At 40.1% G+C, this 26,406-nt stretch carries 26 protein-coding genes; 23 read left to right on the top strand and 3 right to left on the bottom strand.

Annotated elements, in window-relative coordinates; all coding sequences use genetic code 11:
• Window positions 1-43: 43 nt before the first annotated feature.
• From hpsC to coaE, 17 genes are all read left to right on the top strand, one after another.
• Entirely contained in the window at window positions 44-1,042 is a 999-nt protein-coding gene (gene hpsC, locus H6G14_RS23105; protein ID WP_190570017.1) for a hormogonium polysaccharide secretion pseudopilin HpsC, read from the top strand.
• A 37-nt stretch (window positions 1,043-1,079) separates the two neighbouring features.
• Window positions 1,080-1,772, top strand: coding sequence for a pilus assembly FimT family protein (locus tag H6G14_RS23100; RefSeq protein WP_190570002.1), 693 nt, complete (start codon window positions 1,080-1,082; stop codon window positions 1,770-1,772).
• Window positions 1,773-2,161: 389 nt separating this feature from the next.
• Window positions 2,162-3,133, top strand: coding sequence for a hormogonium polysaccharide biosynthesis glycosyltransferase HpsE (hpsE, locus tag H6G14_RS23095; protein ID WP_190570001.1), 972 nt, complete (start codon window positions 2,162-2,164; stop codon window positions 3,131-3,133).
• 17 nt (window positions 3,134-3,150) lie between these two features.
• Complete coding sequence (gene hpsE, locus H6G14_RS23090; RefSeq protein ID WP_190569999.1) at window positions 3,151-4,158, top strand: hormogonium polysaccharide biosynthesis glycosyltransferase HpsE; 1,008 nt, start codon at window positions 3,151-3,153, stop codon at window positions 4,156-4,158.
• Window positions 4,151-5,152, top strand: a complete 1,002-nt coding sequence (locus H6G14_RS23085) for a glycosyltransferase (protein WP_190569997.1) — start codon at window positions 4,151-4,153, stop codon at window positions 5,150-5,152. The genes hpsE (H6G14_RS23090) and H6G14_RS23085 overlap by 8 nt, the downstream gene beginning before the upstream one ends.
• A 22-nt stretch (window positions 5,153-5,174) precedes the next feature.
• Window positions 5,175-5,732: a GspH/FimT family pseudopilin gene (locus H6G14_RS23080; protein WP_190569995.1), complete on the top strand. Its 558-nt coding sequence runs from the start codon at window positions 5,175-5,177 to the stop codon at window positions 5,730-5,732.
• A gap of 32 nt (window positions 5,733-5,764) precedes the next feature.
• Window positions 5,765-6,415, top strand: a complete 651-nt coding sequence (locus H6G14_RS23075) for a TIGR04282 family arsenosugar biosynthesis glycosyltransferase (RefSeq protein WP_190569993.1) — start codon at window positions 5,765-5,767, stop codon at window positions 6,413-6,415.
• Window positions 6,416-6,664: 249 nt separating this feature from the next.
• On the top strand, window positions 6,665-7,507 hold the full coding sequence (gene hpsJ-B / locus H6G14_RS23070; RefSeq protein WP_190569991.1) for a hormogonium polysaccharide biosynthesis protein HpsJ: 843 nt from the start codon (window positions 6,665-6,667) through the stop codon (window positions 7,505-7,507).
• Window positions 7,508-7,660: 153 nt separating this feature from the next.
• A complete protein-coding gene (locus H6G14_RS23065) occupies window positions 7,661-8,557 on the top strand; it encodes a glycosyltransferase family 2 protein (RefSeq protein ID WP_190569990.1) in 897 nt (298 codons plus the stop codon).
• A gap of 441 nt (window positions 8,558-8,998) precedes the next feature.
• A complete protein-coding gene (locus H6G14_RS23060; RefSeq protein WP_190569988.1) occupies window positions 8,999-9,751 on the top strand; it encodes a DUF502 domain-containing protein in 753 nt (250 codons plus the stop codon).
• Between the two features lie 182 nt (window positions 9,752-9,933).
• Entirely contained in the window at window positions 9,934-10,569 is a 636-nt protein-coding gene (gene nusB, locus H6G14_RS23055) for a transcription antitermination factor NusB (RefSeq protein WP_190569986.1), read from the top strand.
• A 278-nt stretch (window positions 10,570-10,847) separates the two neighbouring features.
• Window positions 10,848-12,488, top strand: coding sequence for a signal recognition particle-docking protein FtsY (ftsY, locus tag H6G14_RS23050; RefSeq protein WP_190569984.1), 1,641 nt, complete (start codon window positions 10,848-10,850; stop codon window positions 12,486-12,488).
• Window positions 12,489-13,172: 684 nt separating this feature from the next.
• Window positions 13,173-14,564 carry a SpoIIE family protein phosphatase gene (locus H6G14_RS23045; protein ID WP_190569982.1) on the top strand — a complete coding sequence of 464 codons (1,392 nt, stop codon included), beginning with the start codon at window positions 13,173-13,175 and terminating at the stop codon, window positions 14,562-14,564.
• A gap of 159 nt (window positions 14,565-14,723) precedes the next feature.
• Window positions 14,724-15,626 carry a permease-like cell division protein FtsX gene (locus H6G14_RS23040; protein ID WP_190569980.1) on the top strand — a complete coding sequence of 301 codons (903 nt, stop codon included), beginning with the start codon at window positions 14,724-14,726 and terminating at the stop codon, window positions 15,624-15,626.
• An 87-nt stretch (window positions 15,627-15,713) separates the two neighbouring features.
• Window positions 15,714-16,529: a DUF3598 family protein gene (locus tag H6G14_RS23035; RefSeq protein ID WP_190569978.1), complete on the top strand. Its 816-nt coding sequence runs from the start codon at window positions 15,714-15,716 to the stop codon at window positions 16,527-16,529.
• 75 nt (window positions 16,530-16,604) lie between these two features.
• Window positions 16,605-17,003 carry a hypothetical protein gene (locus H6G14_RS23030; protein ID WP_190569976.1) on the top strand — a complete coding sequence of 133 codons (399 nt, stop codon included), beginning with the start codon at window positions 16,605-16,607 and terminating at the stop codon, window positions 17,001-17,003.
• Between the two features lie 77 nt (window positions 17,004-17,080).
• On the top strand, window positions 17,081-17,671 hold the full coding sequence (gene coaE, locus H6G14_RS23025) for a dephospho-CoA kinase (protein ID WP_010995922.1): 591 nt from the start codon (window positions 17,081-17,083) through the stop codon (window positions 17,669-17,671).
• Window positions 17,672-17,711: 40 nt separating this feature from the next.
• Here coaE and H6G14_RS23020 read toward each other — a convergent pair whose 3' ends face one another.
• Both H6G14_RS23020 and H6G14_RS23015 read right to left on the bottom strand, forming a co-directional pair.
• Window positions 17,712-19,106 (bottom strand): TldD/PmbA family protein, encoded by a 1,395-nt coding sequence (locus tag H6G14_RS23020; RefSeq protein WP_190569974.1) that lies wholly within the window; start codon window positions 19,104-19,106, stop codon window positions 17,712-17,714.
• Between the two features lie 259 nt (window positions 19,107-19,365).
• Window positions 19,366-19,857, bottom strand: a complete 492-nt coding sequence (locus H6G14_RS23015) for a phosphate-starvation-inducible PsiE family protein (protein ID WP_190569972.1) — start codon at window positions 19,855-19,857, stop codon at window positions 19,366-19,368.
• 328 nt (window positions 19,858-20,185) lie between these two features.
• Here H6G14_RS23015 and H6G14_RS23010 point away from each other — a divergent pair, with 328 nt between their 5' ends.
• The 5 genes from H6G14_RS23010 (at window position 20,186) to H6G14_RS22990 (ending at window position 24,502) form a co-directional block, all read left to right on the top strand.
• Complete coding sequence (locus H6G14_RS23010) at window positions 20,186-21,157, top strand: CobW family GTP-binding protein (protein WP_190569970.1); 972 nt, start codon at window positions 20,186-20,188, stop codon at window positions 21,155-21,157.
• Window positions 21,158-21,248: 91 nt separating this feature from the next.
• The gene (locus H6G14_RS23005; protein ID WP_190569968.1) at window positions 21,249-22,310 is read left to right on the top strand and encodes a WD40 repeat domain-containing protein; all 1,062 of its coding nucleotides are present in this window, start codon (window positions 21,249-21,251) and stop codon (window positions 22,308-22,310) included.
• Between the two features lie 78 nt (window positions 22,311-22,388).
• Window positions 22,389-22,661: a hypothetical protein gene (locus H6G14_RS23000; protein ID WP_190569966.1), complete on the top strand. Its 273-nt coding sequence runs from the start codon at window positions 22,389-22,391 to the stop codon at window positions 22,659-22,661.
• A 276-nt stretch (window positions 22,662-22,937) separates the two neighbouring features.
• Window positions 22,938-23,918, top strand: a complete 981-nt coding sequence (locus tag H6G14_RS22995; RefSeq protein ID WP_190569964.1) for a metal ABC transporter substrate-binding protein — start codon at window positions 22,938-22,940, stop codon at window positions 23,916-23,918.
• Window positions 23,919-24,151: 233 nt separating this feature from the next.
• Window positions 24,152-24,502, top strand: a complete 351-nt coding sequence (locus tag H6G14_RS22990) for a hypothetical protein (protein ID WP_190569962.1) — start codon at window positions 24,152-24,154, stop codon at window positions 24,500-24,502.
• Between the two features lie 274 nt (window positions 24,503-24,776).
• On the opposite strand, the gene H6G14_RS22985 is transcribed toward H6G14_RS22990, so the two are convergent.
• Window positions 24,777-25,325, bottom strand: coding sequence for a pentapeptide repeat-containing protein (locus H6G14_RS22985; RefSeq protein WP_190569960.1), 549 nt, complete (start codon window positions 25,323-25,325; stop codon window positions 24,777-24,779).
• Window positions 25,326-25,532: 207 nt separating this feature from the next.
• Here H6G14_RS22985 and H6G14_RS22980 point away from each other — a divergent pair, with 207 nt between their 5' ends.
• Complete coding sequence (locus tag H6G14_RS22980) at window positions 25,533-26,189, top strand: glutathione S-transferase family protein (protein ID WP_190569957.1); 657 nt, start codon at window positions 25,533-25,535, stop codon at window positions 26,187-26,189.
• The last annotated feature ends 217 nt before the right edge of the window (window positions 26,190-26,406 follow it).

The following is a 26,406-nucleotide window of genomic DNA, read 5'->3' as shown; positions in this document are numbered from 1 at the left end:
GTATCTATCCATCAATATTCACTAAAGGGAAAACCAGAGTATGATGAGGGCATTAAAATTCCTGCTTCAAAGCCAGTTGAAACGCTCCAAGCTTATAGAGGAAGTTGGTGGTTTTTCCTTGATTGAATTATTGGTAGCCATGATTCTGGCAGTACTGGTAATTACGCCATTAATGGGTTTCATGATTAGTGTCATGAATACAGACCGACAGGAACAAGCAAAGGTAAGCTCTGAACAAGAAATTCAAGCAGCAGTAGATTATATTGCCCGTGACTTGCAACAGGCTATATATATCTACGATAGTGCTGGCATCGATGCCATTAGGAATGAATTACCTAACCCAACATCGACAGAAAGAGTTCCTGTCCTAGTCTTTTGGAAAAGAGAACTAATTAACCAAGCCATTACAATTACAGGCAGCCAAAAAGATGATACCTATGTGTATTCATTAGTTGCTTACCATCTCATAAAAGATAGTGACACTACTTGGTCTAATGCTGCTCGTATTACCAGGTGGCAAATTAGAGACGGTGTAGCCAGTGCTGGTGGAGTGTCTTGTACTGGATATACAGGAAAATATGTCAGTGGTTATTGCCCAAGTGATGGTTTTGCACTATTCAGCCTTGATGGAACAGGTACTATTCATGAAAAAATGAATGCCTGGAGAAGACTCAGCCAATACTCAACTCCGATTACTGGTGGGGGAAGTACAGTAACTAATGTTAATTACTCTGCCACACCAGTAGTATTGGTGGATTATATCGATCAGACAATAACAGGTGCGCCGGCGAAAATTACCTGTCCTACTGGCTCAAACTTAGTAGCTCCGAATACAACTAATTTTAATACCCGCAATACGTTTAACATGACGAGCTTTTATGCCTGTGTTGACAGAGTTAACACTACAGCACAGGTGTTTTTGAGAGGTAATGCGATCGCACGCCTACAGAATAATAACCTGGATTATTCTGATAACAGAAGTGCTTATTTTCCAACTGCAAGTATCAGAGTACAAGGACGTGGGTATTTATTTACTCAGTAGATGCTGAAAACACTAGGGTAATTGAAGGCAGTTGATTATGAATAAGATCCTTTGGAATTCATTCAATCTTCACAAAAAAAATAGCACCTCTAAATCTTTAAGTCTGCTGAAAAGCCATATTTTCATAGTTGCTCAACCAGAAGCTGGTTTTAGCATGGTAGAATTGCTGGCCGTGGTTATGATGATAGGGATATTAGCCGTCATGGCACTGCCCAGTTGGACTGCTTTCGTCAATCGACAGAGAGTAAATAAAGCTAATGATGCTGTTTTAGCTGGTCTTCAAGAAGCACAGCGACAAGCTAAACGGCAAAAAATGAGCTACAGCGTCAGCTTTAAAGTGGAAAGCCAGATTCCTAAGATTGTTGTTCATCCTGATTCTGAAGCAGCATCTTCTATATCTGACAATCCTAGAAAACGTTGGCAGAATCTAGGCGAAGATTTAGACATCTTATCTGTAGGACAGATCAGACTTTTGACGAATCTCACTAGCAAAAACAAAGTCAGCACGACTGTTAATGCAAGTTCTACTTATTTAAACACACCCCAAACAATCACTTTCGATTACATGGGTAGTTTGACAAATTTAGAATTTAATTCAGCACCAGCGAATGGTTCCACTGCAACCCCAGAAATCAAAGTTGTTGTAGCAAATAATAACATCAGGCGTTGCGTCATCGTAAAAACTCTCTTAGGTGCAACACTTACTGATAAAGATAGCAAATGCAATTAAATATATATTCAATGTAGCAATTTTTTTTTTAAAACTCCATATAAATACTGTACGATAAATTGCTCATTCAACGCAAAATTGAAATATAGGGTGCAGATTTTAAGTTTTAGGAAATCCAGGGCGCATATTTTATAGTTTCCATTAATACATAAAATTTATAGCCCACAAAATTTTCTGTTAAATTCGACAATCAAATACTCAAAAATATAGCTTGTAAAAGATGCCAAAAATTCACAAAGATGTCTTTTTTATGACTTAAATTTGTCATTCTTAACTTAAATCTTTTATCGTCGTTAGCTATAGCACAGCCTCAAATAAGTTCAGTCAAATATTTGGCATCTTCTAGTCACCTTCAAGCGACAAATAAATCCAAATAAAATCTGTGAAAAATGACTACAAAAGTTGATTTTACTGTAGCTATACCCACTTACAATGGTGCAAATCGCTTACCTGAACTTTTAGAGAGGTTGCGAACTCAAATTAACACCGAAAATATTTATTGGGAAATCATTGTTGTCGATAATAACAGCACCGATAATACAGCCCAAGTTGTACAACAGTATATAGAAAATTGGCACCGTCCTTATCCTTTGAAATATTATTTTGAAGCTAAACAAGGTGCAGCCTACGCCAGAAAAAAAGGTGTTGAAGTTTCTTCAGGACAACTAATAGGTTTTTTAGATGATGATAACTATCCTACACCTACATGGGTAGCAGCAGCTTTTGCTTTTGCTCAACAGCACCCCAAGGCAGGGGCTTATGGTAGTCAAATCCACCCAGATTGGGAAGTTGAACCACCAGAAGGCTTTAAGTCCATAACTCCCTTTTTGGCAATTACAGAACGTGGAAATAAACCTCTATTTTATGACCCCAGAAAAAAACTCCTCCCGCCTTCTGCTGGATTAGTTGTTCGTCGGGAAGCATGGTTAGAAAGTGTACCAGATCAGCCTATTTTAACTGGTAGAGTAGCTGGTAATATGCTCACTGGTGAAGATTTAGAAATGCTGTGTTATTTCCAGAAATTTGGATGGGAAGTTTGGTATAGTCCGGAAATGGAAATTTATCACAAAATACCAAGTACTAGATTAAAAAAAGAATATTTAATTCCCTTTTTTAGAGGAATTGGTCTAAGTCGATATGTCACCAGAATGACAAATATTAAACCCTATCAAAAGCCATTTATCTTAATTGCTTACATGATAAATGACATTAGGAAACTCCTTTTGCAATTTCTTAAATATAGAGACAAGATCAAAAATGATTTGGTCATAGCTTGCCAAACAGAGCTTTTGATCAATAGCCTAATTAGTCCTTTTTATCTTTGGAAAAATGGCTATTTAAATAAAAGTCCAAAGCAATAATTATGATAATTTAACTCATGCCGCAGGAACCACGAAATCTCCGAGAAAAATTAGACTTTACTGTTACTATTCCCACATGGAATGGGGCAGAACGGTTACCACAAGTTTTAGATAGACTGTTGACTCAAACTGGTACAGAACATTTACGTTGGGAAGTTATTATTATTGATAATAATAGCAGCGATCGCACACCTGAAGTAGTGAGTGATTACCAGAAAAAATTTACTCAATGCCAGTTGAAATATTTTCTAGAAACACAGCAGGGATTAGCCTATGGAAGACTCAGAGCAATCAAGGAAGCTCAAGGTAAATTCATCGCTTTTTTAGATGATGACAACTTAGCAGCAGCTGATTGGGTTATACAATCTTATAATTTTGGTGAAGAACATCATCAAGCAGGTGCATGGAGTGGTCAAATACACGGCGATTTTGAAGTAACCCCACCAGATAATTTTTCCCAAATTCAATCTTTTTTAGCAGTTCGAGAACACGGAAAAACAGCATATAAGTTTGATGCTAAAAATCTAAAACTACCACCAGGAGCCGCACTTGTTATTCGTAAACAAGCGTGGCTGGAAAGCGTACCCCAACAGTTAGTTTTTAAGGGAAGAATTGGGAATTTAATGGTTTCTGGGGAGGATACAGAAGTTCTCTTATATATATACAAATCTGGTTGGGAAATTTGGTACAACCCAAAAATGGAAATTTATCATAAAATTCCCCACTGGCGACTTGAAAAAAATTACTTAATCAATATAGCTCGTGGCTGTGGATTATGTATTTTTCAACTCAGATTAATAAATGCTAAACAATGGCAATCACCAATAATTTTAGTAAGAACAATTTTAGGTAATACACGCAGGTTATTTTGGCATATCATTAAGTACAATAAAGAATTAAATAAAAATATAGTTGCACTTGTTGAATTTAATTTTTATTTGGGTAGTCTTTTGAGTCCCCTATACTCACTAATATTTTATTGTGGAAAAATAGCAAATAAAGACATGAATTTAAATCATGACTGAATCTTTTATCAATTCACCAATAATTTCAGTAATTATTCCAGCTTACAATTGTGAAACAACTATCAAAGCAACAATCGATTCTGTTTTAACGCAATCCTTTACAAATTTTGAATTAATAATCATCAACGATGGCTCACAAGATAACACTTTAGATGTTGTTTCCCGAATACAAGATTCACGAATTAAAATATTTTCCTTTGAGAATGCTGGCGGGAATATTAGTCGAAATTGCGGACTCAAGATTTCCCAAGGTAAGTTCATCAGCTTCTTAGATGCAGATGATATTTGGATGCCTGATAAACTCAAACTTCAGTTAGAAGCTTTATACAAAAATCCTGGGTTTCACGTGGCTTATAGCTGGACTGATTATATTGATGAAGATGGTAATTTTTTAACTTCAGGTAAACGCGTTACTCTGAATGGAGATGTCTATCAAAAGTTATTGATTAACAATTTTTTAGAGAATGGTTCCAATCCTTTAATTCTCAGAGATGCTTTAGTTGATCTGGAGGGATTTGATCAATCATTAAAAGCTGCTCAAGATTGGGATATGTGGCTACGATTAGCAGAAAAATATCTTTTTGTATCTGTGCCTCTTGTACAAATCCTGTATCGAGTTAGCAGTAATTCTCTATCAGCAAATCTGGCTAGACAAGAAAAATATTGCTTACAAGTACTTGAGAAAGCTTATCAAGCCAGACCTACAATTGGTAAGCATATTTTGCATTTAAGCATAGCTAATATTTATAAATATCTTGCTTGTAAAGCCTTACAACAGCCATATTCTCAAAATAAAGGTTTGACTGCCATTAAATTTCTGTGGAAATATTTTTTGTATGATGCTGCTAGACAAAAAAGAATTAGCGATACATTCAAACTTTTCTTAAAGTCTGTAATCATCATGATGTTACCTCCTGGTGCATCAACCTTATTACTAACACAAGCAAAGAAAAAATCACCCAAGCCGGAGCTATCAATCATTTCCAGTAGTTAAAATCTGCTGAAGATATATCAAGGTGCTTCTACTACATCTAATTAATAAAAAGAATTTGCTCAAGTGTCATTCTCATCGGGGTTATACACTTCCAGAAATATTGGCAGTTATTCTCATGATTGGGATACTAGCATCTTTGACACTACCTTACTGGTTAACTTTTATAGATACTCAAAGCCTTAACAAAGCTCAAAACGAAGTTTATAATGCTATGCGACAAGCCCAAAGCCAAGCTAGTAAGGAAAAATTGACTTGGCAAGCCAGCTTCCGCGAACAAAATGGTATAGTTCAATGGGCAGTTCATCCCGCTAGTGTCAGTCCTACCGATGCTAGTTGGAATAATCTAGATTCTCGTGTGCGCTTAGACGAAGAAAGCACTTTACAGCAATCAAACAGTGTGAGGCGAATTCAATTTGATTATCAAGGAAGTGTTCAACAACCACCTCTCGGTAGGATTACTTTATCAAGTAAGTCTAGAGGCAGGATTAAGCGCTGTGTCTATGTTTCGACAATTTTAGGAGCGATGCGTACAGCAAAAGAGCGTAATAGGGCTAATAGCGGTGGTGATTATTGCTATTAAGATATTTTTAGTTAGTTTAAACAAGGTATTGTGTGCTGAAATCATTAGAAACTTTACAACAGCACTTAATTATTTTTACGCGCTATCCAGAACCGGGGAAAACAAAAACCAGATTGATACCTGCTTTGGGTAGTATTGGTGCTGCCAACCTGCAACGGCAAATGACTGAACATACCTTATTTCAGGTTCAGGAACTACAAAAGTTAATTAACGTATCTTTAGAAATGCGGTTTGCAGGGGGTGGCTGGCAACTTATGCAAGATTGGCTTGGCGCTGACTTGGTTTACCATGCTCAAGGTGATGGAGATTTGGGTTCACGGATGGCGCGATCGCTGTATGATTCCTTTCAAGGTCAAGCAAAGTACGTTGTAATTATCGGTACCGACTGTCCTGGATTAAATTCTCAGATTCTTGCTCAAGCTTTTGAACAAATTTATACAGTTGACTTAGTGCTTGGCCCAGCCATTGATGGTGGTTACTACTTAATTGCTTTACGCCGCTTCATCCCTGAATTATTTGCCAATATCGACTGGGGGACTTCGCAAGTATTACAGCAAACTGTGGATATTGCTCATAAACTTAACCTCTCATATCATTACTTACCACCGTTGGCTGACGTTGATAGACCAGATGATTTACACATTTGGCAACGAATTAGGGAAACAGAAGTTAAGATTAGGTAGGTCAATTTATCTCATTTGTCATTGTATTATATAATACCTAATCATCTTCATCACGCTCTAGAAAACCGATGCCAATGTAGTGCAGTTTCCAACCCAGGGGTAAAAATTTTGTAACATGGTGGCATTGCGTTTTATTTCATATATATGGGTAGATTCATATAAAAAGCAAGGTTACGGGAGCGATATTCAAGTAACTTTAAAGAGGACAATCACTCAATCTAAACTCAGTACATACCAATTTGAAAAACTATGGTTAACCGCTTTGCTGCTGTAAATGCCTCCCTTATCCTCAAAATTGTGGGGATAGTCTTAATTGTCTCGTTTTTGCTGGATTTTCTGATTCTGTTATTACCATTCCAACCCACAGACAGGTTATGGCAGATTAACCTAGCAACAGCGTTAGTTGACCGGGGCATTGTCCCTTTGGTTGGCTTGGGAGCATTGTTCACTGGCTATTGGATGGACGGTGCTAGTGATGGCGGCTCGACAGGATTTGATTTAAGATTTCCCGTTTTAATACTATCCAGCCTTTTGGGCTTAATGTTCCTGCTGATTTTTCCCTTACATCTCAATAATGTGAGACAAGCCAGCGTACAAACAGTCAACCAAATTAATCAAGAGGCAGACCAGGCAGAAAACCAACTCAAAAATCAGTTAGCTCAGTTTCAAGCCCAAGCAAACACCGAGCAAGGAAAGGCTCAACTAGAGCAATTACGTACCCAGGCTAAAGCTCAATTCACTGAACTGCTGCGAGACGATCAAAAATATCAACAAGCGTTAAATAATTCCCAACTTCCAGCAGCGCAGAAAGAATTACTCAGAAAATTTAAAGCCAATCCTCAAGAATTGGATCAGTTTATTGCCCAGCAAACAGATCCTCAAGGACTGGCTAATCAAAGATTGAACCAAATTCGTCAGCGAAAAGAAGATGCTGCGAAGCAAGCTAGAGACAATGCGTGGAAATCTGGACTGCGAATTGGTATCAGCAGTTTGATCTTGTCTATTGGCTACATCATTATCGGCTGGTCGGGACTCAGAGCTAGCGGTGCTTTTCAAGGTGGTGGACGTAAAGGCAAAGTACCTGCACGCTAATTTAAGCTAGGGGCTAGGGCGTGTTTGTTAATCAACACTCTTAGCCCTCAGTTAGCCATAGAGTACATAGACTGTTGAGTAATGACTAACAATGAATCTTTAGCAATACTTAAAGATACTTAGCATTTAGCAAAATTACTGTCAGACTGGGCAATGTTTTCTATTTACATACTGACTTATAACGAAGAACTAGATATTGCAGGTTGTATAGAATCAGCGATGTTATCAGATGACATCATCGTTGTAGACTCTTGTAGTAGCGATCGCACTGTAGAAATCGCCAATCGTTATCCCATTCGTGTTGTGCAGCACGCCTTTGAAAGCCACGGTCGCCAACGTACATGGATGCTAGAGTCTCTCCCACCGAAACACAAATGGGTATATATTCTCGAAGCCGATGAGAGGATGACACCAGAGTTGTTTGCCGAGTGTGAACAAGTAATTACAACGTCCGAATACATTGGCTACTACGTTGCTGAACGGGTGATGTTCATGAACCAATGGATTCGCCATAGTACTCAATATCCCCGTTATCAGATGCGTCTGTTCCAGCATGGCAAAGTTTGGTTTACCGACTACGGACATACAGAACGAGAAGTTTGTGAAGGTGCTACCAGCTTTCTCAAAGAAACCTATCCTCACTACACTTGTAGTAAGGGTTTGAGCCGTTGGATTGAAAAACATAACCGTTATTCTACGGATGAAGCGAAAGAGACTTTATATCAATTAGAAAATGGCAAGGTTGACTGGCGAGATTTATTGTTTGGTAAATCGGAAGTGGCTCGACGACGTGCGTTAAAAGACTTGTCTCTACGACTACCAGCCAGACCTTTGTTACGTTTTCTATATATGTACTTTCTCTTAGGCGGTTGTCTAGATGGACGTGCAGGAATGGCTTGGTGTACATTACAAGCTTTTTATGAATACCTAATTTTGTTGAAAGCCTGGGAAATGAAATATCTACCAATCCCTAGTTTAGAACCAGAGATAGTTCCTAGCAGTGACAGCAAACAGGAAGTTGCAAAAGAGGAACTAGGGTCGAGGGATTAAAAACTAGAGTCATAATTTCATCTAGCTCTAAACTGACATAATTCTTAAGCTCACAAATAATAGGTTAAAATTTATAAAAACATATTTTCATAAACATACTTCGTGTTTAGTTGTTGTAAATTGAAAGCATATCGTTCTCATCAATTTACTGGACTTGTTTTTACAGTCATAGCAGCTTTCAACATATCGCGGTAGGATTGTAATAACTAAGAAATTAGCAACAATCATTTACAAGTTGTACAAAGAAAAGTAAAGTCCTCACAGACAAACTAGTTTTTGTGCTACTTGGAATGTGTTTATATAGACAAGTATCGAAAAAACCTATTTCCGAGTAAATGCTTGGGAACACATTGGCTACAGTTCCAATACTTGTCTTGCAGACTAAGGGTTGCAGTACAAAAGCTACACACTATATCTGATTAATTAGACAAATTTACTGGAATGAGTACCAATAATGAAAGTTCCACTATCCTAAAAAAAGAGCATAAGGGCTTGGGAATTGACCGCCTAAAGCAGGACTTGAAAAATGACCTAATTGCTGGCTTGTTAGTAGTAATTCCCCTGGCAACCACTATCTGGTTAACAATTACCATTGCTAATTGGGTAATTGACTTTCTTACTCAAGTGCCTAAACAACTTAACCCTTTTGATGGACTACATCCCATAGTAGTAAATATACTTAATTTTGCAGTAGGGCTAGCTGTACCTCTACTAAGTATATTGATCATTGGGTTAATGGCTAGGAATATTGCAGGAAGATGGTTGTTGGATTTTGGTGAACGATTATTACAGGCAATTCCTTTAGCTGGACAGGTGTATAAAACCCTCAAGCAGCTTTTGGAAACACTACTAAAAGACTCCAATGGGAAATTTCGGAGAGTCATTTTAATAGAATATCCCCGTCGGGGGATATGGGCGATCGCCTTTGTTACAGGTGTGATTAGTAGTGAAATTCAATCTCAAATGCCTCGTCCAATGTTGAGTGTGTTTATTCCCACCACTCCAAACCCGACTACAGGCTGGTACGCCGTAGTCCCAGAAGACGAAGTAGTTAACCTCTCCATGTCCGTAGAAGATGCTTTCAAAGTGGTGGTCTCTGGGGGCATTGTCGCGCCGAATCCCTGTCTAACCAACCTAGATTTAATCCAAGATCATAAAATAGAAAAATCTCTGCAAGAAATGAAGCAGATATAGAACTAAAAGGGTAGGAGAGGAAATTCTGACTCTATTACTCGCTACTCAGCACTTACCGCCAAATAAATCTAAAAAAATCCGGTAACTTCGTACCTAATACAGATAAGATGGTTGTCTGGCTTTGTCAAAATTGAATAATTTGTCACCCAGCAATTAAATTACTACTGAAATATTTAACTATTATGCAAGACCGTAAACCCCAGCAAATCGCTCGTGAACTGGCACTTTTAAGCCTGAGTCAGTTACCACTAAACCCCAAAAAATTAACCGAAGAACACCTGCCCAAGTTAGTATTGGCTACAGTACGTACCTTGAGAGCAGAAGTACAAGATACCTTGGATAATGCGGCTGCTGAATTGCAACGTAGTAACGATCGCCTGCTAACGAGTCAAACACGGGCTTCAGACTTAAATACTGCCCGTAATATGCTACAAGAAGCAATTTCCCATACACAAACAGCCATCAATCAGCTAGGCACATCTGTTGAGTTTCCTGAATTAATTCAGCTAGCAAATCAAGACAAGGAAGTAGGTAGATATGCCATCAAACTTGTCAAAATCATCAATGAAGAACGCGGCATGATTGATGAACAAATTACCTCAGCCCTAGTTGATTGGCAAGTTACACGCCTAGCGCAAATTGACCGTGATATTCTTCGCATTGCCGTAGCAGAAATGATGTTCTTGAATCTGCCCAACAGCGTCGCCATCAACGAAGCTGTAGAGTTAGCTAAACGTTACAGTGGCGATGAAGGTCATCGTTTTATTAACGGTGTACTACGGCGAGTTTCAGACCAAAAAAAGGCACTGAGTGTTTAGTGCTGTCAAGCCCTGTGGCTATAGCTGTGCGGAGAACAGTAGTCCGGTGTTAAGCAGGGTGTTGAGTCAGATTGAATTTATTTTGAATTTTGAATTTTGAATTTTGAATTTTGAATTTTGAATTGATTCATCCCCTCTGCTACCCAGTCACTGATCCCTGAGCGAAAAATCCGACTTTTAGAGGTGAGGATAACCAGGAGGTTTACCACTAGTTAGGAGTCCACAGTTAAATTAAACTTATAACTCATAACTCGTAACAACTATCACCGCTAGCTGCAATGGTTTTTAATTGGTTCCGTCGTCAAACTGACGATTCCTCGGATAGCCCCTCGGAAAAACAACAACCAGAAACATCTCCAGTCACAGAATCTCAGGTAGAAACAGAAGCAACGTCAACGCCTGCTGCGACTGTCCCAGACTCGACAGCAGATTTATTGGCGTTTGCAAAGGCTGCTTACAAAAACATTCAAGAGAAACAAAAATCCCAGGAAGTAGAAGCGACACCAGAATCAGTGGATGCCGAAGCGCCTGTACAAACAACTGGCGTGGAAGATGAGGCAACTGCTGAGACAGAAAATCTAGAATTACCAGTAGTGGATACTGCCTTAGTTGAGGTGGGAGAAAATATCCCAACTGCTGTGATGGAAGCGGAAGTATCTAATCTAGAGGAGCAGGAGGTAACTTCGGCTACACAAAAAGATGTAGAAATCGACTTAGAACCAATAGAACCAGTAGCAGCATCGGAACCAACACCAGCGCCTACGTTATCGTTTTTAGAACGGGCAGCCGCAGAACGGGAAGCTAGGCAAGAACGATTAATCGCTAATGCTATTGAAGTACCGGAACCAGAAGTAGTCAAGCCAATAGCAGCTAATGCCACATCAGAAACAGTTCCAGAAATTGCTGGACTATCATTTGATGAAGGCTTTGTTTGGTCAGCAGAGGTATTGGCAGCCCAAGGAAGACGACCAGAAGATATATCAATTGAAGAAATTACTTGGCTGAAAAAGCTACGCCAAGGATTAGACAAAACCCGTCGAAGTATTCTTAACCAACTAAAGGCAATTGTTGGGCAAGGGCCTCTCAATCAAGCGGCTGTAGGGGAAATCGAGGCTTTACTTTTGCAAGCTGATGTGGGTGTAGAAGCAACCGACTATATTATTAGTTCGCTCCAGAAAAAACTGCGGGAAGAAGTTACTCCACCAGAAGAAGCGATCGCTTACTTAAAACAAATCCTGCGGGATATGCTAGATGCACCCCTCAAAACATCCCACAAAGCCAGTTTTGCTCCAGAGAAAGATAGCTTAAATATTTGGTTAATTACAGGAGTCAATGGTGCGGGGAAAACTACTACCATCGGTAAAATATCACACCTCGCACAACAATCAGGTTATCGATGCTTGATTGGTGCAGCCGATACATTCCGTGCAGCAGCAGTTGAACAAGTAAAAGTTTGGGGTAAAAGAAGCGGTGTAGAAGTAATCTCTAACCCTGGTAAAAATACAGACCCAGCCGCCGTGGTATTTGATGCGATCGCCGCAGCCCAAGCACGAAATACAGAATTACTATTAGTAGATACAGCCGGGCGACTGCAAAACAAGAAAAACTTAATGGATGAACTCAGTAAAATCCGCAGAATTATTGACAAAAAAGCCCCAGATGCCAAAATCGAATCGCTGTTGGTGCTAGATTCCACTTTAGGCCAAAACGGACTGCGACAAGCTGAAGTCTTCTCACAAGCAGCCCAACTCAGTGGCGTAGTATTAACAAAATTAGATGGTACAGCCAAAGGCGGTGTTGCTCTTGCGGTAGTGCAGCAGCTAGGCCTACCCATCCGCTTTATTGGTGCCGGGGAAGGCATTGAAGACCTACGCCCCTTTTCCAGCTACGAGTTTGTAGAAGCTCTCTTGAGTGGCTAAGAGGAAGAGGCAGGGGGCAGGGGGCAGGGGAGGCAGGGGAGGCAGGGGGAGAAATACCCAATCCCCAGTACCCAGTACCCAGTACCCAATCCCTATGATTTCTTTTTGCTAATCTAGTTAATTTTCGATAACATTACGGTTGTTATTTGCTAGAATTTCAATCTAATGCCGTCTTTATAGCGACCAAAGGAAGTTATTAGATGCAGCGTTGGCGATTTTGGATAGCAAGTAAGTAGAACGACTTGAAAAAACCAACCTATGTTAAGTGATGTAAAAATACTAGGCTTTATTTCGTAGTAAGGGCTTTAGTACTTGTTTGAGGACTAAAGTTCTCTCTGCGAGACGCTGCGCGTAGCTTGCTTCCCCGCAGAGGCACACTACAAACATTTAATTATTTACCCTGTTCTACTTCAACAGCTTTCTTAAACTTATGGTCACCTGAGATTTGTCAGCAACCTTTAAGAAAACTTCATGTATTATCAGTAAATTGAAGTACATTAATGGAAATTCCTCCCCGAAGATAGAAATTTTCTCAGCAAATGTAATACTTATGTCTATTTAAGTCTTACGTCTTTATACTCTTGCAAAAGCGCTAAACTTTAACCCAATATGGTTTAGCGATCGCCAAATAGAAAATCTATTAATTGTCAATCTAAAATTTACCCCTTTCCAGTGCAATAACCTGTGCCTGTGCCTCCATTTTCCTCTCAACCCACGGACAACAATAATAGTGCTACGACAGATGTCACACCAGTCGTGGCACTCAAAGAACTTGTGTCACGATTGCACCGGGAACAGAACAAAATCCAAGATTTGCTGAGTTCTTTAGGATTTGCCCTGAGAAGCTTCAATAATCTGAACCAGTTTTTGGAACTTATTCCTCTGATGGCAACAAGAGTGACAGATGCTGATGGTAGCGCGTTGTTTCTCTACAAACCTAATGGCCAAGTTAGATTAGAACAATTACACTGGCAAGACAGCCGCCAACGTAAGAACATCCGCAAAGCCCTAGAAACAGCTAGTAGCCAAATCACACTTTTGCCTAACGCTGCACCTCTAGCTAACGCCACAGGAATGCTAGATGATCAGATGCACCGCTACCTGGGGCCAGATGTGCAAATCTTCGGCACGGCAATTTTAGTCAAGCATACAGAACGGGGATGGTTGTACGTATTAAGCCGCGATCCTGAGTATAGTTGGACAGAAACTAGACAAAAGTTAGTGCGGTTAGTTGCAGACCAAACCGCAGTGGCAATTGAAAACGACGAACTGGCAGTAGAACTGAGGAAAAAAGAACGTCTAGACCAAGAACTAGAAATTGGTGCAGAGATTCAAAGACGACTACTGCCGCGTCAGTGTCCTCACATTCCTGGTGTTAGTCTTGCAGCACGCTGTAGACCAGCCAATCGTGTTGGCGGAGATTATTATGATTTTATTCCCACGAATCAAAGCCAAATTCACCAATACACCAAACTTGGTCAAGATTCGGGTCGTTGGGGTTTGGTGATTGGTGATGTCATGGGTAAAGGCGTTCCTGCGGGGTTAATTATGACCATGATGCGAGGAATGCTACGGGGAGAAGTGTTACACGGTAACTCTCCGGCGGGGATTTTACAGAATCTAAACCGAGTTATGTATGCGGATTTAGAAAATTCCCACCGCTTCATTACACTATTTTACTCTGAGTATAATCCGCATAAACGAATTTTGTCCTATAGTAATGCGGCACACAATCCCCCTTTGTGGTGGCACGCAGCGACAAAAAGCGTCACTCGCCTAGATACTCTGGGGATGTTAATTGGGCTGGATGCTAATAGCCAATACGAAGACGGTCAGGCACAGTTAGAACCGGGCGATACAGTTATTTATTATACAGATGGTTTGACTGATGCTGCTGCTGCCAGTGGCGATCGCTTCGATGAAGAAAACTTTGTTACTGCCTTCAGTACGGCTTGTCGGTACTGTAACGGCCCAGAGGAAATTGTCGATTATCTATTCGACCGAGTTCAGCAATTTATCGGTGCTGACAGACAAAATAATGATGATATGACTTTAGTTGTCTTACAAATTGAATAATTGATCGAGTATAAAAGGGACTGGGGACAAAAAAGTAAAAAGTAAAAAGTAAAAAGGTAAAAGATTTTTTCTTTTGCCTTGGATTGGGGACTGGGCGAAAATCTTGGAGTAAGTTCTGCCCCCTGCTCTCTCCCCCTTTTCCTTCTATTAGGGTGAGTTGTGTTTAAATTTCTCACGAAACTTGACTATCTACTGAAGGAAACCTTTTTGGGTTTACTGCGCGGTGGTTGGATGAATTGGGCTGCTGTTAGTACGGTGACGGTGTTACTATTTCTATTTGGTTTGAGTTTGCAAACTTCTTGGCAAGTAGAAAAACTCCTCAATCAGTTTGGTAGCCAATTAGAAGTATCTGTTTATCTTGATTCTGGTGTGTCAGCACAAACTATTGAGCCGTTTGTGATCCAAATGCCGGATGTGGTAGAGATGAAAATCATTACTAAAGAGCAGGCCTGGACTAAATTAGTTAAAGAACTGGGAATTGCTGATATTGAAGGTGCAACACAACAGCTAGGGGAAAATCCTCTAGTAGATGAGATTAAGGTCAAAGCACGTAACTCTCAGTCCGTGCCGATTTTAGCAACTCAATTGGCTAAGTTACAGGGAGTGGATACGGTTCAGTATGTCGATGAAGCAGTTAAACGTATCGCCCAGTTGCATCGAGGACTAAATTGGCTGACGTTGACAATCACAGCTATCTTGACTTTAACAGCGATCGCTGTGACTACAACAACTATTCGTCTAATTGTGATGGCACGTCGGCGGGAAATTGAAATTATGCAGTTAGTGGGAGCAACTTCTGCCTGGATTTATCTACCGTTTATATTGCAGGGGATAGCTTTTGGTTTATTTGGTGGTGCGATCGCTTGGAGTTTTATATCCGTAATGCAACAGTTTACCGGGAAGTTACTCACCAATCAACCAGAATTTATTCAATTTATTAGCAATGGTTTACAACTCACTGCCACACAGGTTTTGCTACTACCTTTAATTTTGTTAAGCTTTGGTGCAACAGTAGGATTAATGGGTAGCTTATTTGCTGTCCGACGTTTTGCCAAAAGTTAGTAGTCAGGACTTTAGTCCTGATTTCCCCAGCACTAAACAAGCCTCAAAACTGATATGCTACTGAGCATTTAGTATTTATTACCTACTATGTCATCTCAGTGGGAACGTTTATTGCTTAATCTTGGTGAATGGCAAGGTTCATTTACTCGGTTTTCACCCCAAGGTCAACTTTTAAATGATATTCCAACGGTTGTTTCTTTGGCAGGATTGAATAACAATCAAACAGTCCGCCAGATTATTCGTCAAGAAGATACAGAAAAGGTTCTAGAGTATAGTTCCTTGGCCAGAAGTGTGCTGTTTTTTGAAAATGGTGCTTTTTCTCAAGGTTCAATTCAGTTAGCTCCATTCTCGGAATTTGGTGCAGAATTAGGTTTAATTCATGAAAATCGCCGCCTGCGCTTGGTGCAATTTTTTGGTAAAAACGGTCAGTTAGACCAAATTACTCTAATTCGTGAACATTTAGCAGGTACACCAGCAAAAGAGAACCCACCCTTACAAATTGATGATTTATTGGGCGAATGGCAAGGTGAAGCAATAACAATTTATCCTGATTGGCGATCGCCTGATACTATCTCTACAAACCTCAAATTACAACTAGATGAGAATGGGCGCTTAATTCAAACTTTGAATTTCGCAGGACGCGCCATAACTTCCACTGCTACGATCAAAGGCTCAATCATTCTCTTTGATCAAGACTCAGAAAAACAAGTACAAGTCTTACTCTTACCTAATGGTGCTTCTGCTACTTCTCCACTCAAAGTGCAGGTACGTCAAAGCTTTATTTTAGAAGTGGGTTGGTTAATTCAACCAAACTTACGCCAACGTATGGTTCGTAGCTATAGCGATAAAGGCGAATGGGTGAGTCTAACTTTAGTAACTGAACAACGAGTTAAAACTCATTAGTTGTGACATCTTAAAATCCGAAAACGGGAAACATAAGTTTGTAGATCAGGTTATACAAACTTTAAGGAATTAAGTATGAAAAGCTTAAATTGCAAACCTGCAAAACCTTTGTGGGGAATTTTGGCTACCCTCACAGGCGCGGCTTCTATGCTAACAGCTATAGTAGCATCACCTGTTGCTGCACTTGCCGCTACACCAGTATTTAGTTGTAGTGCTGAAGGTGTTTTTGTGGAAGTCTCCCGCCTCAACAATGGAACATTACGTTACGCTGCATATAATATTCCGACTACGCTACAACGTCCTGATCTCCTACTAGATGGTGGTACAGCCAGACGTAATGAAAACGGAGATGTTGTTTACAGATTTAGAAACAAAAATTATCTGTATGCTGCTGTGCAAGATACAGGTTATGGAAGAGTATTAGTTTATAAAAATAATCGGCTCATTGCTACAAAATATTGTGGTGATGTTTAAGATTAATTCCTAACACCCTACGGAAAGCAAGCTACGTAATTCCTAATTTGTGATTACGTTAAGCGCAAGTAAAAGAGATGACCCAACGCATTATCGGCTTAACTGGAGGTATAGCGACAGGTAAAACCACTGTCGCTAATTATTTAGCTAGCGCTCATAATTTGCCAATCTTCGACGCAGATATTTACGCTAGGGATGCAGTATCTTTAGGTTCGCCGATTCTGGATGCGATCGCTAGGCGTTATGGTAAAGAAATATTACTACCAGATGGCAGTCTCAACCGCCCAAAGTTGGGTGAGATGATCTTTCAGAATCAAGATCAACGCCATTGGGTAGAAAGTTTAATACATCCTTATGTGCGCGATCGCTTTCTCAAAGCAATTGCTGAATCCACTTCCCCAATACTGGTATTAGTCATACCTTTGTTGATTGAAGTGCAGATGACGAATTTAGTCACAGAAATTTGGGTAGTAATTTGTTCGGAATCACAGCAGTTGCAAAGATTAATGGAGCGCAATCACTTAACTTTAGAACAAGCACAAGCGCGAATTAATAGTCAATTATCTCTAAAAGAAAAAGCAGCGATCGCAGATGTAGTTTTAGATAACTCTTCATCTTTAGACGCACTGCTCAAACAAGTAGATATCGCTCTTAATTTTGAACTTTGAATTTTGTAGCTTTAGCTTCCAGTAGGGTATTTTGAATTGACTACATTTCTCCCCCAACTACTACATCTCGAATCCGTAAACTAGGGCCGCCACAACCGACAGGTAAGCCATTTTGCCCACCTTTACCGCAACCGCCAGATTCATCCCAATAAAAATCATCACCAATAGCCTCAATATCAGCCAAAGTTTGAAAAACATTTCCTGAAAGCGTCACATCTTTTACAGGTTCGGCAATTTTCCCGTTTCTAATCATCCAAGCTTCCCCGGCGCTAAAGGTGAACATTTCGCCATTAGTCATACCACCTAGCCAATTACGAGCGTAAACACCTTCTTTAATCCCAGTAAATAAGTCTGCAACTGGTGTTTTACCGCGTTCAATCCAAGTATTGGTCATCCGCACAATGGGATTGAAGTGATAATTGAGACAGCGAGCGTTACCCGTTGGCTTTTCCTCTAACTTACCGGCGGTTTCGCGGGAATGCAAGCGTCCTACTAAAACACCGTCTTTAATTAGCTGGGTAGTAGTAGCGGGTGTACCTTCATCATCATAAAAATAACTACCACGATGTCCTTCTGGGGCTGCACCATCAAAGATTTGCAGTTCTTTAGGGCCAAACCGCCTGCCGATGGTCATCACGTCTAGTAAATCTGGATTTTCGTAAGCCATGTCAGCTTCGGAAAGATGCCCAAAAGCTTCGTGAACAAATAAACCTGTCAGAACGGGATCGATAACCACAGTGTAAGTATTACCTTTAACTGATGGTAGAGACAAAGCTGCAACAGCTCTTTGTGCCGCATTCTTAACTTGAGTATCTAAATTAGTTAAATCCTCGTAGGCTTTGCGGGAACCTGTAGTTTCCCTACCAGTTTGCACTGTTTCACCATTTTTAGCAGTGGCAGCAAAGCGCATTTCCATATCCACCCAAGACTGTTGAATAAGAGTCCCTTCTGAAGTGGCGAGGATAATTTTTTGGCTACTGTCACTATAACGAACTGAGGTTGTAGTGATGCGGTGGTCAACAGTTTTGAGTAAATCAGTATAGCGATCGCATAATTCTTTTTTCTTTGCCAAAGGAACTTTTCGCGGATCTGTACCTGTCAGGGGTAGCCTGCATATAGCTTGTACTGAGTCCATAGGAGCCAGGATCGTTTTCTCGTCTCCTACCATACGGGCGGCGGCGATCGCTTCTTCAATCCTGTCTTGAATCGTTGCCAATTGGTTGAAGCAGCTCAACCCCCAACCACCCCTATAACAAGCGCGGACGTGTCCACCAATTGAAATTCCTTCGCTGAGAGTTTCTACTTTGTCGCCACGCAACAAGATATCGGTTCCTTCTGCTTCCTCTAGGCGAATCATTAAATAATCTACACGCGACGAGTAACGGGCGATGAGGTCAGATAGTAAATTTTGTGCGTCAGCAAGTATAGTCGGCATTTCTTAGGTAGTCACCACAACGGACTGTATTTATTTTGCAATCATTTGGGTAATATCTGCTAGTGGTTTCAATAATTAGGGGTATGGGGCTAGGGCGAGGTGTACTGACTTTTTCCGTCAATCAAATATGAGTCCCATCTCACTCTCTGGGTGCTGTTTAGTAAGCTACTCTGCTTTTAGGTTACACAATCCATCGTGAAGGCTGTTAACTGTTGACCGTTAACAGTCAACAGTCAACAGTCAACAGTCAATCTGTGGTTCAAGATTTATCAGATAAAAATTCTGTACTTTCTTCTGGACTTTCATAGTCAGTAAGTCTAACGTGTTCAAAAAACTGGGATATCCAAGGTAGAGCCATTAAAATTCCTGTTAACACTAACAAAAATACAGAAATGCCTATAATTTGATCACGATTAATCTCTAAAACTCCACGTAGAATTACCTCCCGTAATGCAGAAACTATTGTAATCTCTGCGGCTGCTCCTACGGATATTTTTTGTGATTGCAAGTAGTCTATTAACAACCGAAATAATTCTACCAAAATCAAAATAAACAAGATATCTGATGTGACTTCCCTTAAATCTAATGGTCGTAAAAAAGATAAAAACATATCACCCAGACGAATGAGCATGACACAAAACAAGCCCATACATAGGGAAATTACGATAATGTCTTGAAAAAATTCTAGATTGCTAACAATTCTATCTCGATGAAACCAACTATTTAATTTTGTAATAATTCTCTTAGGCATAAATTCTCTGGAAAGCATAAATTATCTAACTTAATAATAAGCAATATAAAAAATAACTTTTATAAAATTTTTGACAGTTTGCCAAACTAATAACACTTATGAAGCAAGATAGAATAAATGTGACTTTAATTACATTTATTTTTATATAAATGATAGAAAAGATACCTAATGTAGTTTAGTGAGCCTACGCAATCTTTAAAGATATCCCTGCTCCGCCTGAAAAGATGTTTTAACAATCTTATATGAATAAGATTCGCACAAAAATATAAAAAGACTTATCATAGGTGATAATGATTATCCGTATGGTAAGATTTGAGGCTTTTATAATATGATGGCCGACGTAATTACAGATTCAGTTCCCGTTACTGTTCTGACTGGCTATTTAGGCGCAGGTAAAACAACCCTACTCAACCATATCCTCACATACGAGCATGGCAAGAAAGTTGCTGTCATCGTTAACGAATTTGGGGAAGTAGGCATTGATAACCAATTAGTTATTGATGCAGATGAAGAAATTTTTGAGATGAACAATGGCTGCATCTGTTGTACAGTTCGTGGTGACTTAATCCGGATAATTGGCAATTTGATGAAGCGCCGTGATAAGTTTGACCATCTAGTAATTGAAACTACTGGATTAGCTGACCCTGCACCAGTGATTCAGACATTCTTTGTGGATGAAGATATGCAAAGTCAACTGTCTTTAGATGCAGTGGTAACGCTAGTAGATGCCAAGCATATTTGGCAACACTGGGATGCAGACGAAGCCCAAGAACAGATTGCCTTTGCTGATGTAATTTTACTTAATAAAACTGATTTAGTTACCCCATCAGAATTAGATGAATTAGAAAAGCGGATTAGGTCGATGAATGCGATCGCCAAAATCTACCGTACACGCAATTCTGAGTTAGCAATGGACGCTTTGTTGGGTGTAAAAGCCTTTGATTTAGACCGTGCTTTAGAGATAGATCCAAATTTTTTAGGTGAAGATGCCCACGAACATGATGATACTGTTTCCTCTGTGGCTTTAGTACAAGAGGGTGAACTCGACGGGGAAAAATTAAACGCTTGGATTTCCGAATTATTGCGTATCCAAGGCCCCGATATCTTCCGTATGAAAGGCATATTAAATATTGCCGGGGAAGATAATAGATTTGTCTTCCAAGGGGTACACATGATATTCGACGGTAGACCCGATCGCCTCTGGAAACCCAACGAAAAACGCAAAAACGAACTAGTGTTCATCGGTCGCAATTTAGATGAAGCCCAACTCAAGCAAGATTTTCTCGCTTGTTTTGTTTAAAAGACACCAAGAGGCTAGGGGGTTATTTCCCCCTGCTCCCTCTGCCACCCCTGCTCCCCTTGCTCTCTTCTCTCACCTCTCTAAACAACCTATGAACGTGACAACCAGCAAAAATAAAGAATTTGACGAACACTATTCAGGGATGCTGGCAGAATATGTAACAGCGATCGCCTGGTCTCCACAAGGAAACACCTTAGCCGCAACTTCGGCAGATGGGGAAGTAGTACTGTGGCAGGATGGTGAGTTAACAACCCTGCAAGCGGGTAATGGCCAGTCTGTCGATTGTCTCGCTTTCTCCCCTGATGGCAAATTTCTCGCCGTTGGTGGACAAGATGGACGGGTGAAAATCTGGCAAGGACAGGAATTAATCGCCTCCTTAGAAAATGCACCTGCATGGGTAGACAAGTTGGCTTGGAGTCACGCTAGCAACCAGTTGGCTTTTAGTTTGGGGCGTTATGTACAAGTTTGGGACGCTGATACTCGTGAGGTTGTCACCACCCTGAATTTTGCCGACTCATCCGCATTGAGTATTGATTGGCGGATTGATGGTCAATACCTAGCAATTGGTGGTAACAAGGGAGTTAAAATTTGGCACGCCCAAAACTGGGATGAAGAACCATATATTCTGAATATGCCTACCGTGAGTGTGACTATGGCTTGGTCGCCTGATGGTAAATTCCTGGCTTCAGGCAACATGGATCGTAGCGTCACCGTGTTGGAATGGAATAATCCCGACCCTTGGGTTATGCGTGGCTTTCCTGGTAAGATTCGTCAACTAGCATGGTCAGAAACAACCACCAAACTAGGCGCACCAATACTAGCCTCTTCCAGTGTGGAAGGTATTGTGGTCTGGGAAAAACTAGAGGATGAGAACTTGGGATGGGAAGCGCGAGTGTTAACTAATCATGTAGGTGTGATTAATGCGATCGCCTTTGCACCTAAAAGCTTCTTACTAGCCTCGGCTGCAACCGATGGCTGGCTATGTTTGTGGAACAAAGCCAAGGAAGTATCCCAAATTCTCACAGGTGTTGCTGATGGATTTTCCACCCTAGCATGGCACCCCCAAGGTAAGCTAATTGCCGCAGGTGGTGAAAAAGGAGAATTACTCATTTGGTCAAAGATTTTGCGGGGTCAAGGATTTGGATGTAGTTAATTAGTATTTATTAACTAAAGTTGAAGATAGTTAATAAATTGGCTATGCTGTATCAGAAATAGTAATTATTTGTGAATTATGTACTTAGTCAAACTAGTTTTGCTGGCCTGTCCTGTACTGATCGCATCTATGTTGCTGGTAGCTAACCCAGCAAAGGCAGTTAGTATCAACTCTGTACTTGATACACAAGCCATTACAGCAGTATCCACACAACCCATTTCCCCATCAACCACTCTACACCTAACTCGTTCATCTAATCCCATCATCGATCAATTGGGTTGTAACTGTGCTAACTGTGTCCAAACTAAGCTTCAGTTACTACAAGGGAAGTTACCCACTGGTAATTTTTGAAGTGAGCAAACATAAATTTTTGGAGGCACAGCAATGCTGTGCTTTTATTCTTAATATTCAATTCACTCCTACATAAATCTGATTTGACTCTTGAATAATTTAAGTACTTGTAGGGTAGGCATTGCCCACCACAAGCCGACTGTAATATAAAAATCAAATGGTAGCCCTATAGGTAATAGCTAATAGGAAATTATTTCATCTTCCAGCGAATTCAAAATTAGTATAATCTTATTAATTAATATCTATTATTTTTTATCCAGTCAGCAACAGTGAATAATGCCAAAAAAATTATTAGTCAACAATTTATTACGAGTGATTTTAACTATTTTCACCGGCACATTTGTTGGATGTAGAAATCAAACTACAACTGCATCTTTTACGCAGACTACTAATGTGGTTGATGAAAATCTTCCCAAAGTTGTAGTAACTACAAGTGTACTGTGTGATTTAACTAGACAGATTGCCGAAAATAAGATTAATCTCATCTGCTTAATCCCTCCTAACAAAGCACCTCAGCTTTATCAAGCAACACCAGAAGATAAAGATGCTCTTGAGCAAGCTAATCTAATTTTATACAACGGTTATAATCTTGAGTCAGAATTAATTAAGCTCATAAATGCCACCAAAAACTCTGCACCTAAAATTGCCGTGAGTCAAATTGCAGTTCCTAAGCCACAGCAAATCCTTGTAAATTCTCGTAGAATAAATAACCCTTATATTTGGCATAATCCGAAAAATGCTATCAAGATGTTGGAAGTCATTAATAGCAACCTGAGAAAATTAGAACCCAGTAATGCTGCCATTTATAGTGACAATACAAAAAGGATTAAAACCGAATTAACTCAACTTGATAATTGGATTAAAGTAAAAATTGCCACTATTCCCAAAGAAAAGCGCACATTAGTAACAACTTATAATGCAATAAACTATTACACAAAGGCCTATGGTATTCCTTCCGCTACTATTGGTACTGAAGAACAAGCAACAGATCAGAGAATCAAAAATCTAACTCAGTATATCCAAAAATCTAATGTACCAACAATCTTTGCAGATATGACAGATACATTAAAAGTGATGGAATCTGTCGCTACTGAAGCGGAAGTAAAATTGTCAGAAAGGCAACTATACACTCAAGGACTAGGAGAACCAACAAGCGATGGAGACACTTATCAAAATATGATGATTGCTAACACACGCACAATTGTTGAAGGTTTGGGAGGTACGTACTTGATATTTCAACCCAAAGCCCAAAAGTAGTATCTAATTATTATTGTCGCTTCATTGCTAATATTGTTATGCCTTGGTTAAATAAGTAAATAAATGTACTGATGTAAATAATAAATAAGTAATAACACTATTGTCAATTAGCTCTACCCTATCCTAAACAAAAGTCTTGACGAGGAAACATAATCTCCTGATGGACAATCAGTATCATTGTAAGATTTAATCGGAGTATTCTGAATTGTCAGAATTAATTTCCAAAGAAACCCATGAACAAATTTATCCTAACCCTAATTTCTAGTCCCGTTTTGATAGCATCTATTCTGTCTATGACAGTTATGGTCAATCATGCACAAGCAATTGAGCCGGAAGTCAAAAACACAGATAAGTTATCTTGTATCAGAAATAAACATAAGGTTGGTTTGGTCTGTGCTAGAGCTTCTGTTTTAGCCCAAGTGCCTAACTATCAGCCGGAAGTAGAATTTTCTCAAGAAGATGCTCCTATGTTGGAGTTTAATGAGGCAGAAAGTGATATAGCAATTACCTTGTTTGGTTGTGACTGTCCGGCTTGCATTAATTCTTTCCGTCAGATGCGCGGTGCAACTCCTTTGGTTTACTAAAATTGTACAAGCACGTTAGTTATGAAAATACAGGAGGCAGTTGTTGAACGACTGCCCCAGATTGGGGTAACAAATATTGGTGTTGCTGATTAGAGGGATGATTTTTGTCGGGCTTACGCCCCGCTTCGCTAACACGCAAAGGCGCAAAGACGCATTCGCCGCAAGGCGTTCCCGCAGGGTAGAATCAATATTCTACTTTGTACAAAAGTCTCAATTCATCCCGCATTTATGCAACGCCCAAATATTCTTGTTACCCTCGTGTATTTTGTCTGAGTCAATGACAACCAGCCCAAGTTATCCATCTGTGAGAGAGACCTAAGCGCAAAACTCTACCAGTGATTTCTTGTTCTGTAATTACTGCTCCAGAGAAATTTGCCCCCCTCAATTCTGCTTCCATGATGTTGCTACCAATTAAGTTCGCTTGCTTGAGATTAGCGCCACTCAAATCAGCACCGCTCATTTCTGCTTCGCTCAAGTTAGCACTGAATAAGTTTGCCAAAATTAAATTGGCACCCCGTAAATCTGCTCGACTGAGATTGCTGTGTTTTAAATTGGTGCTAATTAAGTCTGCACCAATGAAGTTGACTTCACTCAAGTTAGCTCCACTCAGGTTGGCTCCACTCAAGTCTGCATCAGTTAAATTAGCACGACTGAGATTACATCCGCTCAAGTTAGCTTGGCTGAGGTTGGCTCCACTTAAATCAGCTTCGGCAAAATTTGCCCCCCTCAAATCAACAGCATAAAGGTTAGCTTGATGCAGATTTGCTCTGTGGAATTTTCGTTCTCCTGCGTTATATAAATCTAGGAGTTTATTAGCATCCATACGGACACCTCTCAATTTTTGCGGGTAAGTAAGTCTAGTTGTGAATCAACGTGAACCACACCACACCAAAGAAAATCTATTAAGTTTCTGGCAATGAGAATTTTAGGGAAAACTTGTAATTTTATTGTGCTAGATTTTTCATTATTTTGTACAATCACTTAACGAAAGGATATAATCCCTGAGCGTAGTTTATAACTTAGGGTTGTGATGCTGAAGTTTTACTACAATCCCATCTCTGTTAATGCTCGTCGAGTTTGGGTAGCCTTACTAGAAAAACAAATCCCTTTTGAACCATTGTTGCTGAATCTCAATGGTGATCAATTTCAAGAGGAATTCACGGCAATTAATCCCCTCCAGCGTGTGCCTGTGATAGTGGATAATGGCTTACGGGTGGTGGAATCTTTGGCAATTTTGGATTATCTAGAGACAAAATATCCCACTCCCTCATTGATTCCTAGTGAGCCTGCGGCGATCGCTACAGTTCGTATGGTAGAAATGATTACAGTCAGCGAGCTTCAGCCTGCTACTGTCATCTTGACTCGGCCATTAGTAGAATTAGATACCGATGCCAAAAAGCTCGAATCTGCTCAAGAGGCAGTAGGGAAAATTTTACAGTTTTATGAAACTCTTTTAGGTGAACAGATTTACTTTGCAGGCAAAGATTTCACACTGGCAGAAGTGGTTGCAGGTACACTGATTCCTTCTCTCCCTCTTTTCGGATTCTCTTTAGATGATTACCCCCGTCTGCTAGCCTGGGCGGAACGACTAGAAGAACGGGAAAGCTGGCAAAAAACAACCCCAGATTTCGCCTCTATCGCCGCCGCTATACCTAACATCAAGGCAATTCTAGAACGTCGTTTTTAAGAATGGGGATTAGGGGGTAGGGAAAATACCGCTTTTATAGCTGTTAACTGTTGACTGTTGACTGTTGACCGACTTGAAAGCCTTGTCTTTTCGGGGTTTTATCTGAGCTTGATGTCCTAATCTATCTGGCTACGGTTATATATTTGGCCGCGAAAGTTTTTTCTTCAGGACTGTCTTCCTCAAGGGAAAATCTACAACGAAACATAAAGATAACTTT

It is taken from the genome of Nostoc parmelioides FACHB-3921 (assembly GCF_014696625.1).
GTDB lineage: Bacteria > Cyanobacteriota > Cyanobacteriia > Cyanobacteriales > Nostocaceae > Trichormus > Trichormus parmelioides.
The sequence above is the reverse complement of the archived record's forward strand: the minus strand, read 5'-3'. Positions and strand labels throughout refer to the sequence as shown.

Coding starts and splice junctions, on each gene's coding strand:
- hpsE (WP_190570001.1), top strand. CDS start 2,162: ATGACTACAAAAGTTGATTTTACTGTAGCTATACCCACTTACAATGGT.
- H6G14_RS23010 (WP_190569970.1), top strand. CDS start 20,186: ATGATGGCCGACGTAATTACAGATTCAGTTCCCGTTACTGTTCTGACT.
- H6G14_RS23030 (WP_190569976.1), top strand. CDS start 16,605: ATGAAAAGCTTAAATTGCAAACCTGCAAAACCTTTGTGGGGAATTTTG.
- H6G14_RS23100 (WP_190570002.1), top strand. CDS start 1,080: ATGAATAAGATCCTTTGGAATTCATTCAATCTTCACAAAAAAAATAGC.
- H6G14_RS22990 (WP_190569962.1), top strand. CDS start 24,152: ATGAACAAATTTATCCTAACCCTAATTTCTAGTCCCGTTTTGATAGCA.
- hpsE (WP_190569999.1), top strand. CDS start 3,151: ATGCCGCAGGAACCACGAAATCTCCGAGAAAAATTAGACTTTACTGTT.
- H6G14_RS22985 (WP_190569960.1), bottom strand. CDS start 25,325: ATGGATGCTAATAAACTCCTAGATTTATATAACGCAGGAGAACGAAAA.
- H6G14_RS23000 (WP_190569966.1), top strand. CDS start 22,389: ATGTACTTAGTCAAACTAGTTTTGCTGGCCTGTCCTGTACTGATCGCA.
- H6G14_RS23065 (WP_190569990.1), top strand. CDS start 7,661: ATGTTTTCTATTTACATACTGACTTATAACGAAGAACTAGATATTGCA.
- hpsJ-B (WP_190569991.1), top strand. CDS start 6,665: ATGGTTAACCGCTTTGCTGCTGTAAATGCCTCCCTTATCCTCAAAATT.
- ftsY (WP_190569984.1), top strand. CDS start 10,848: ATGGTTTTTAATTGGTTCCGTCGTCAAACTGACGATTCCTCGGATAGC.
- H6G14_RS23015 (WP_190569972.1), bottom strand. CDS start 19,857: ATGCCTAAGAGAATTATTACAAAATTAAATAGTTGGTTTCATCGAGAT.
- H6G14_RS23060 (WP_190569988.1), top strand. CDS start 8,999: ATGAGTACCAATAATGAAAGTTCCACTATCCTAAAAAAAGAGCATAAG.
- nusB (WP_190569986.1), top strand. CDS start 9,934: ATGCAAGACCGTAAACCCCAGCAAATCGCTCGTGAACTGGCACTTTTA.
- H6G14_RS23020 (WP_190569974.1), bottom strand. CDS start 19,106: ATGCCGACTATACTTGCTGACGCACAAAATTTACTATCTGACCTCATC.
- H6G14_RS22995 (WP_190569964.1), top strand. CDS start 22,938: ATGCCAAAAAAATTATTAGTCAACAATTTATTACGAGTGATTTTAACT.
- hpsC (WP_190570017.1), top strand. CDS start 44: ATGAGGGCATTAAAATTCCTGCTTCAAAGCCAGTTGAAACGCTCCAAG.
- coaE (WP_010995922.1), top strand. CDS start 17,081: ATGACCCAACGCATTATCGGCTTAACTGGAGGTATAGCGACAGGTAAA.
- H6G14_RS22980 (WP_190569957.1), top strand. CDS start 25,533: ATGCTGAAGTTTTACTACAATCCCATCTCTGTTAATGCTCGTCGAGTT.
- H6G14_RS23085 (WP_190569997.1), top strand. CDS start 4,151: ATGACTGAATCTTTTATCAATTCACCAATAATTTCAGTAATTATTCCA.
- H6G14_RS23035 (WP_190569978.1), top strand. CDS start 15,714: ATGTCATCTCAGTGGGAACGTTTATTGCTTAATCTTGGTGAATGGCAA.
- H6G14_RS23005 (WP_190569968.1), top strand. CDS start 21,249: ATGAACGTGACAACCAGCAAAAATAAAGAATTTGACGAACACTATTCA.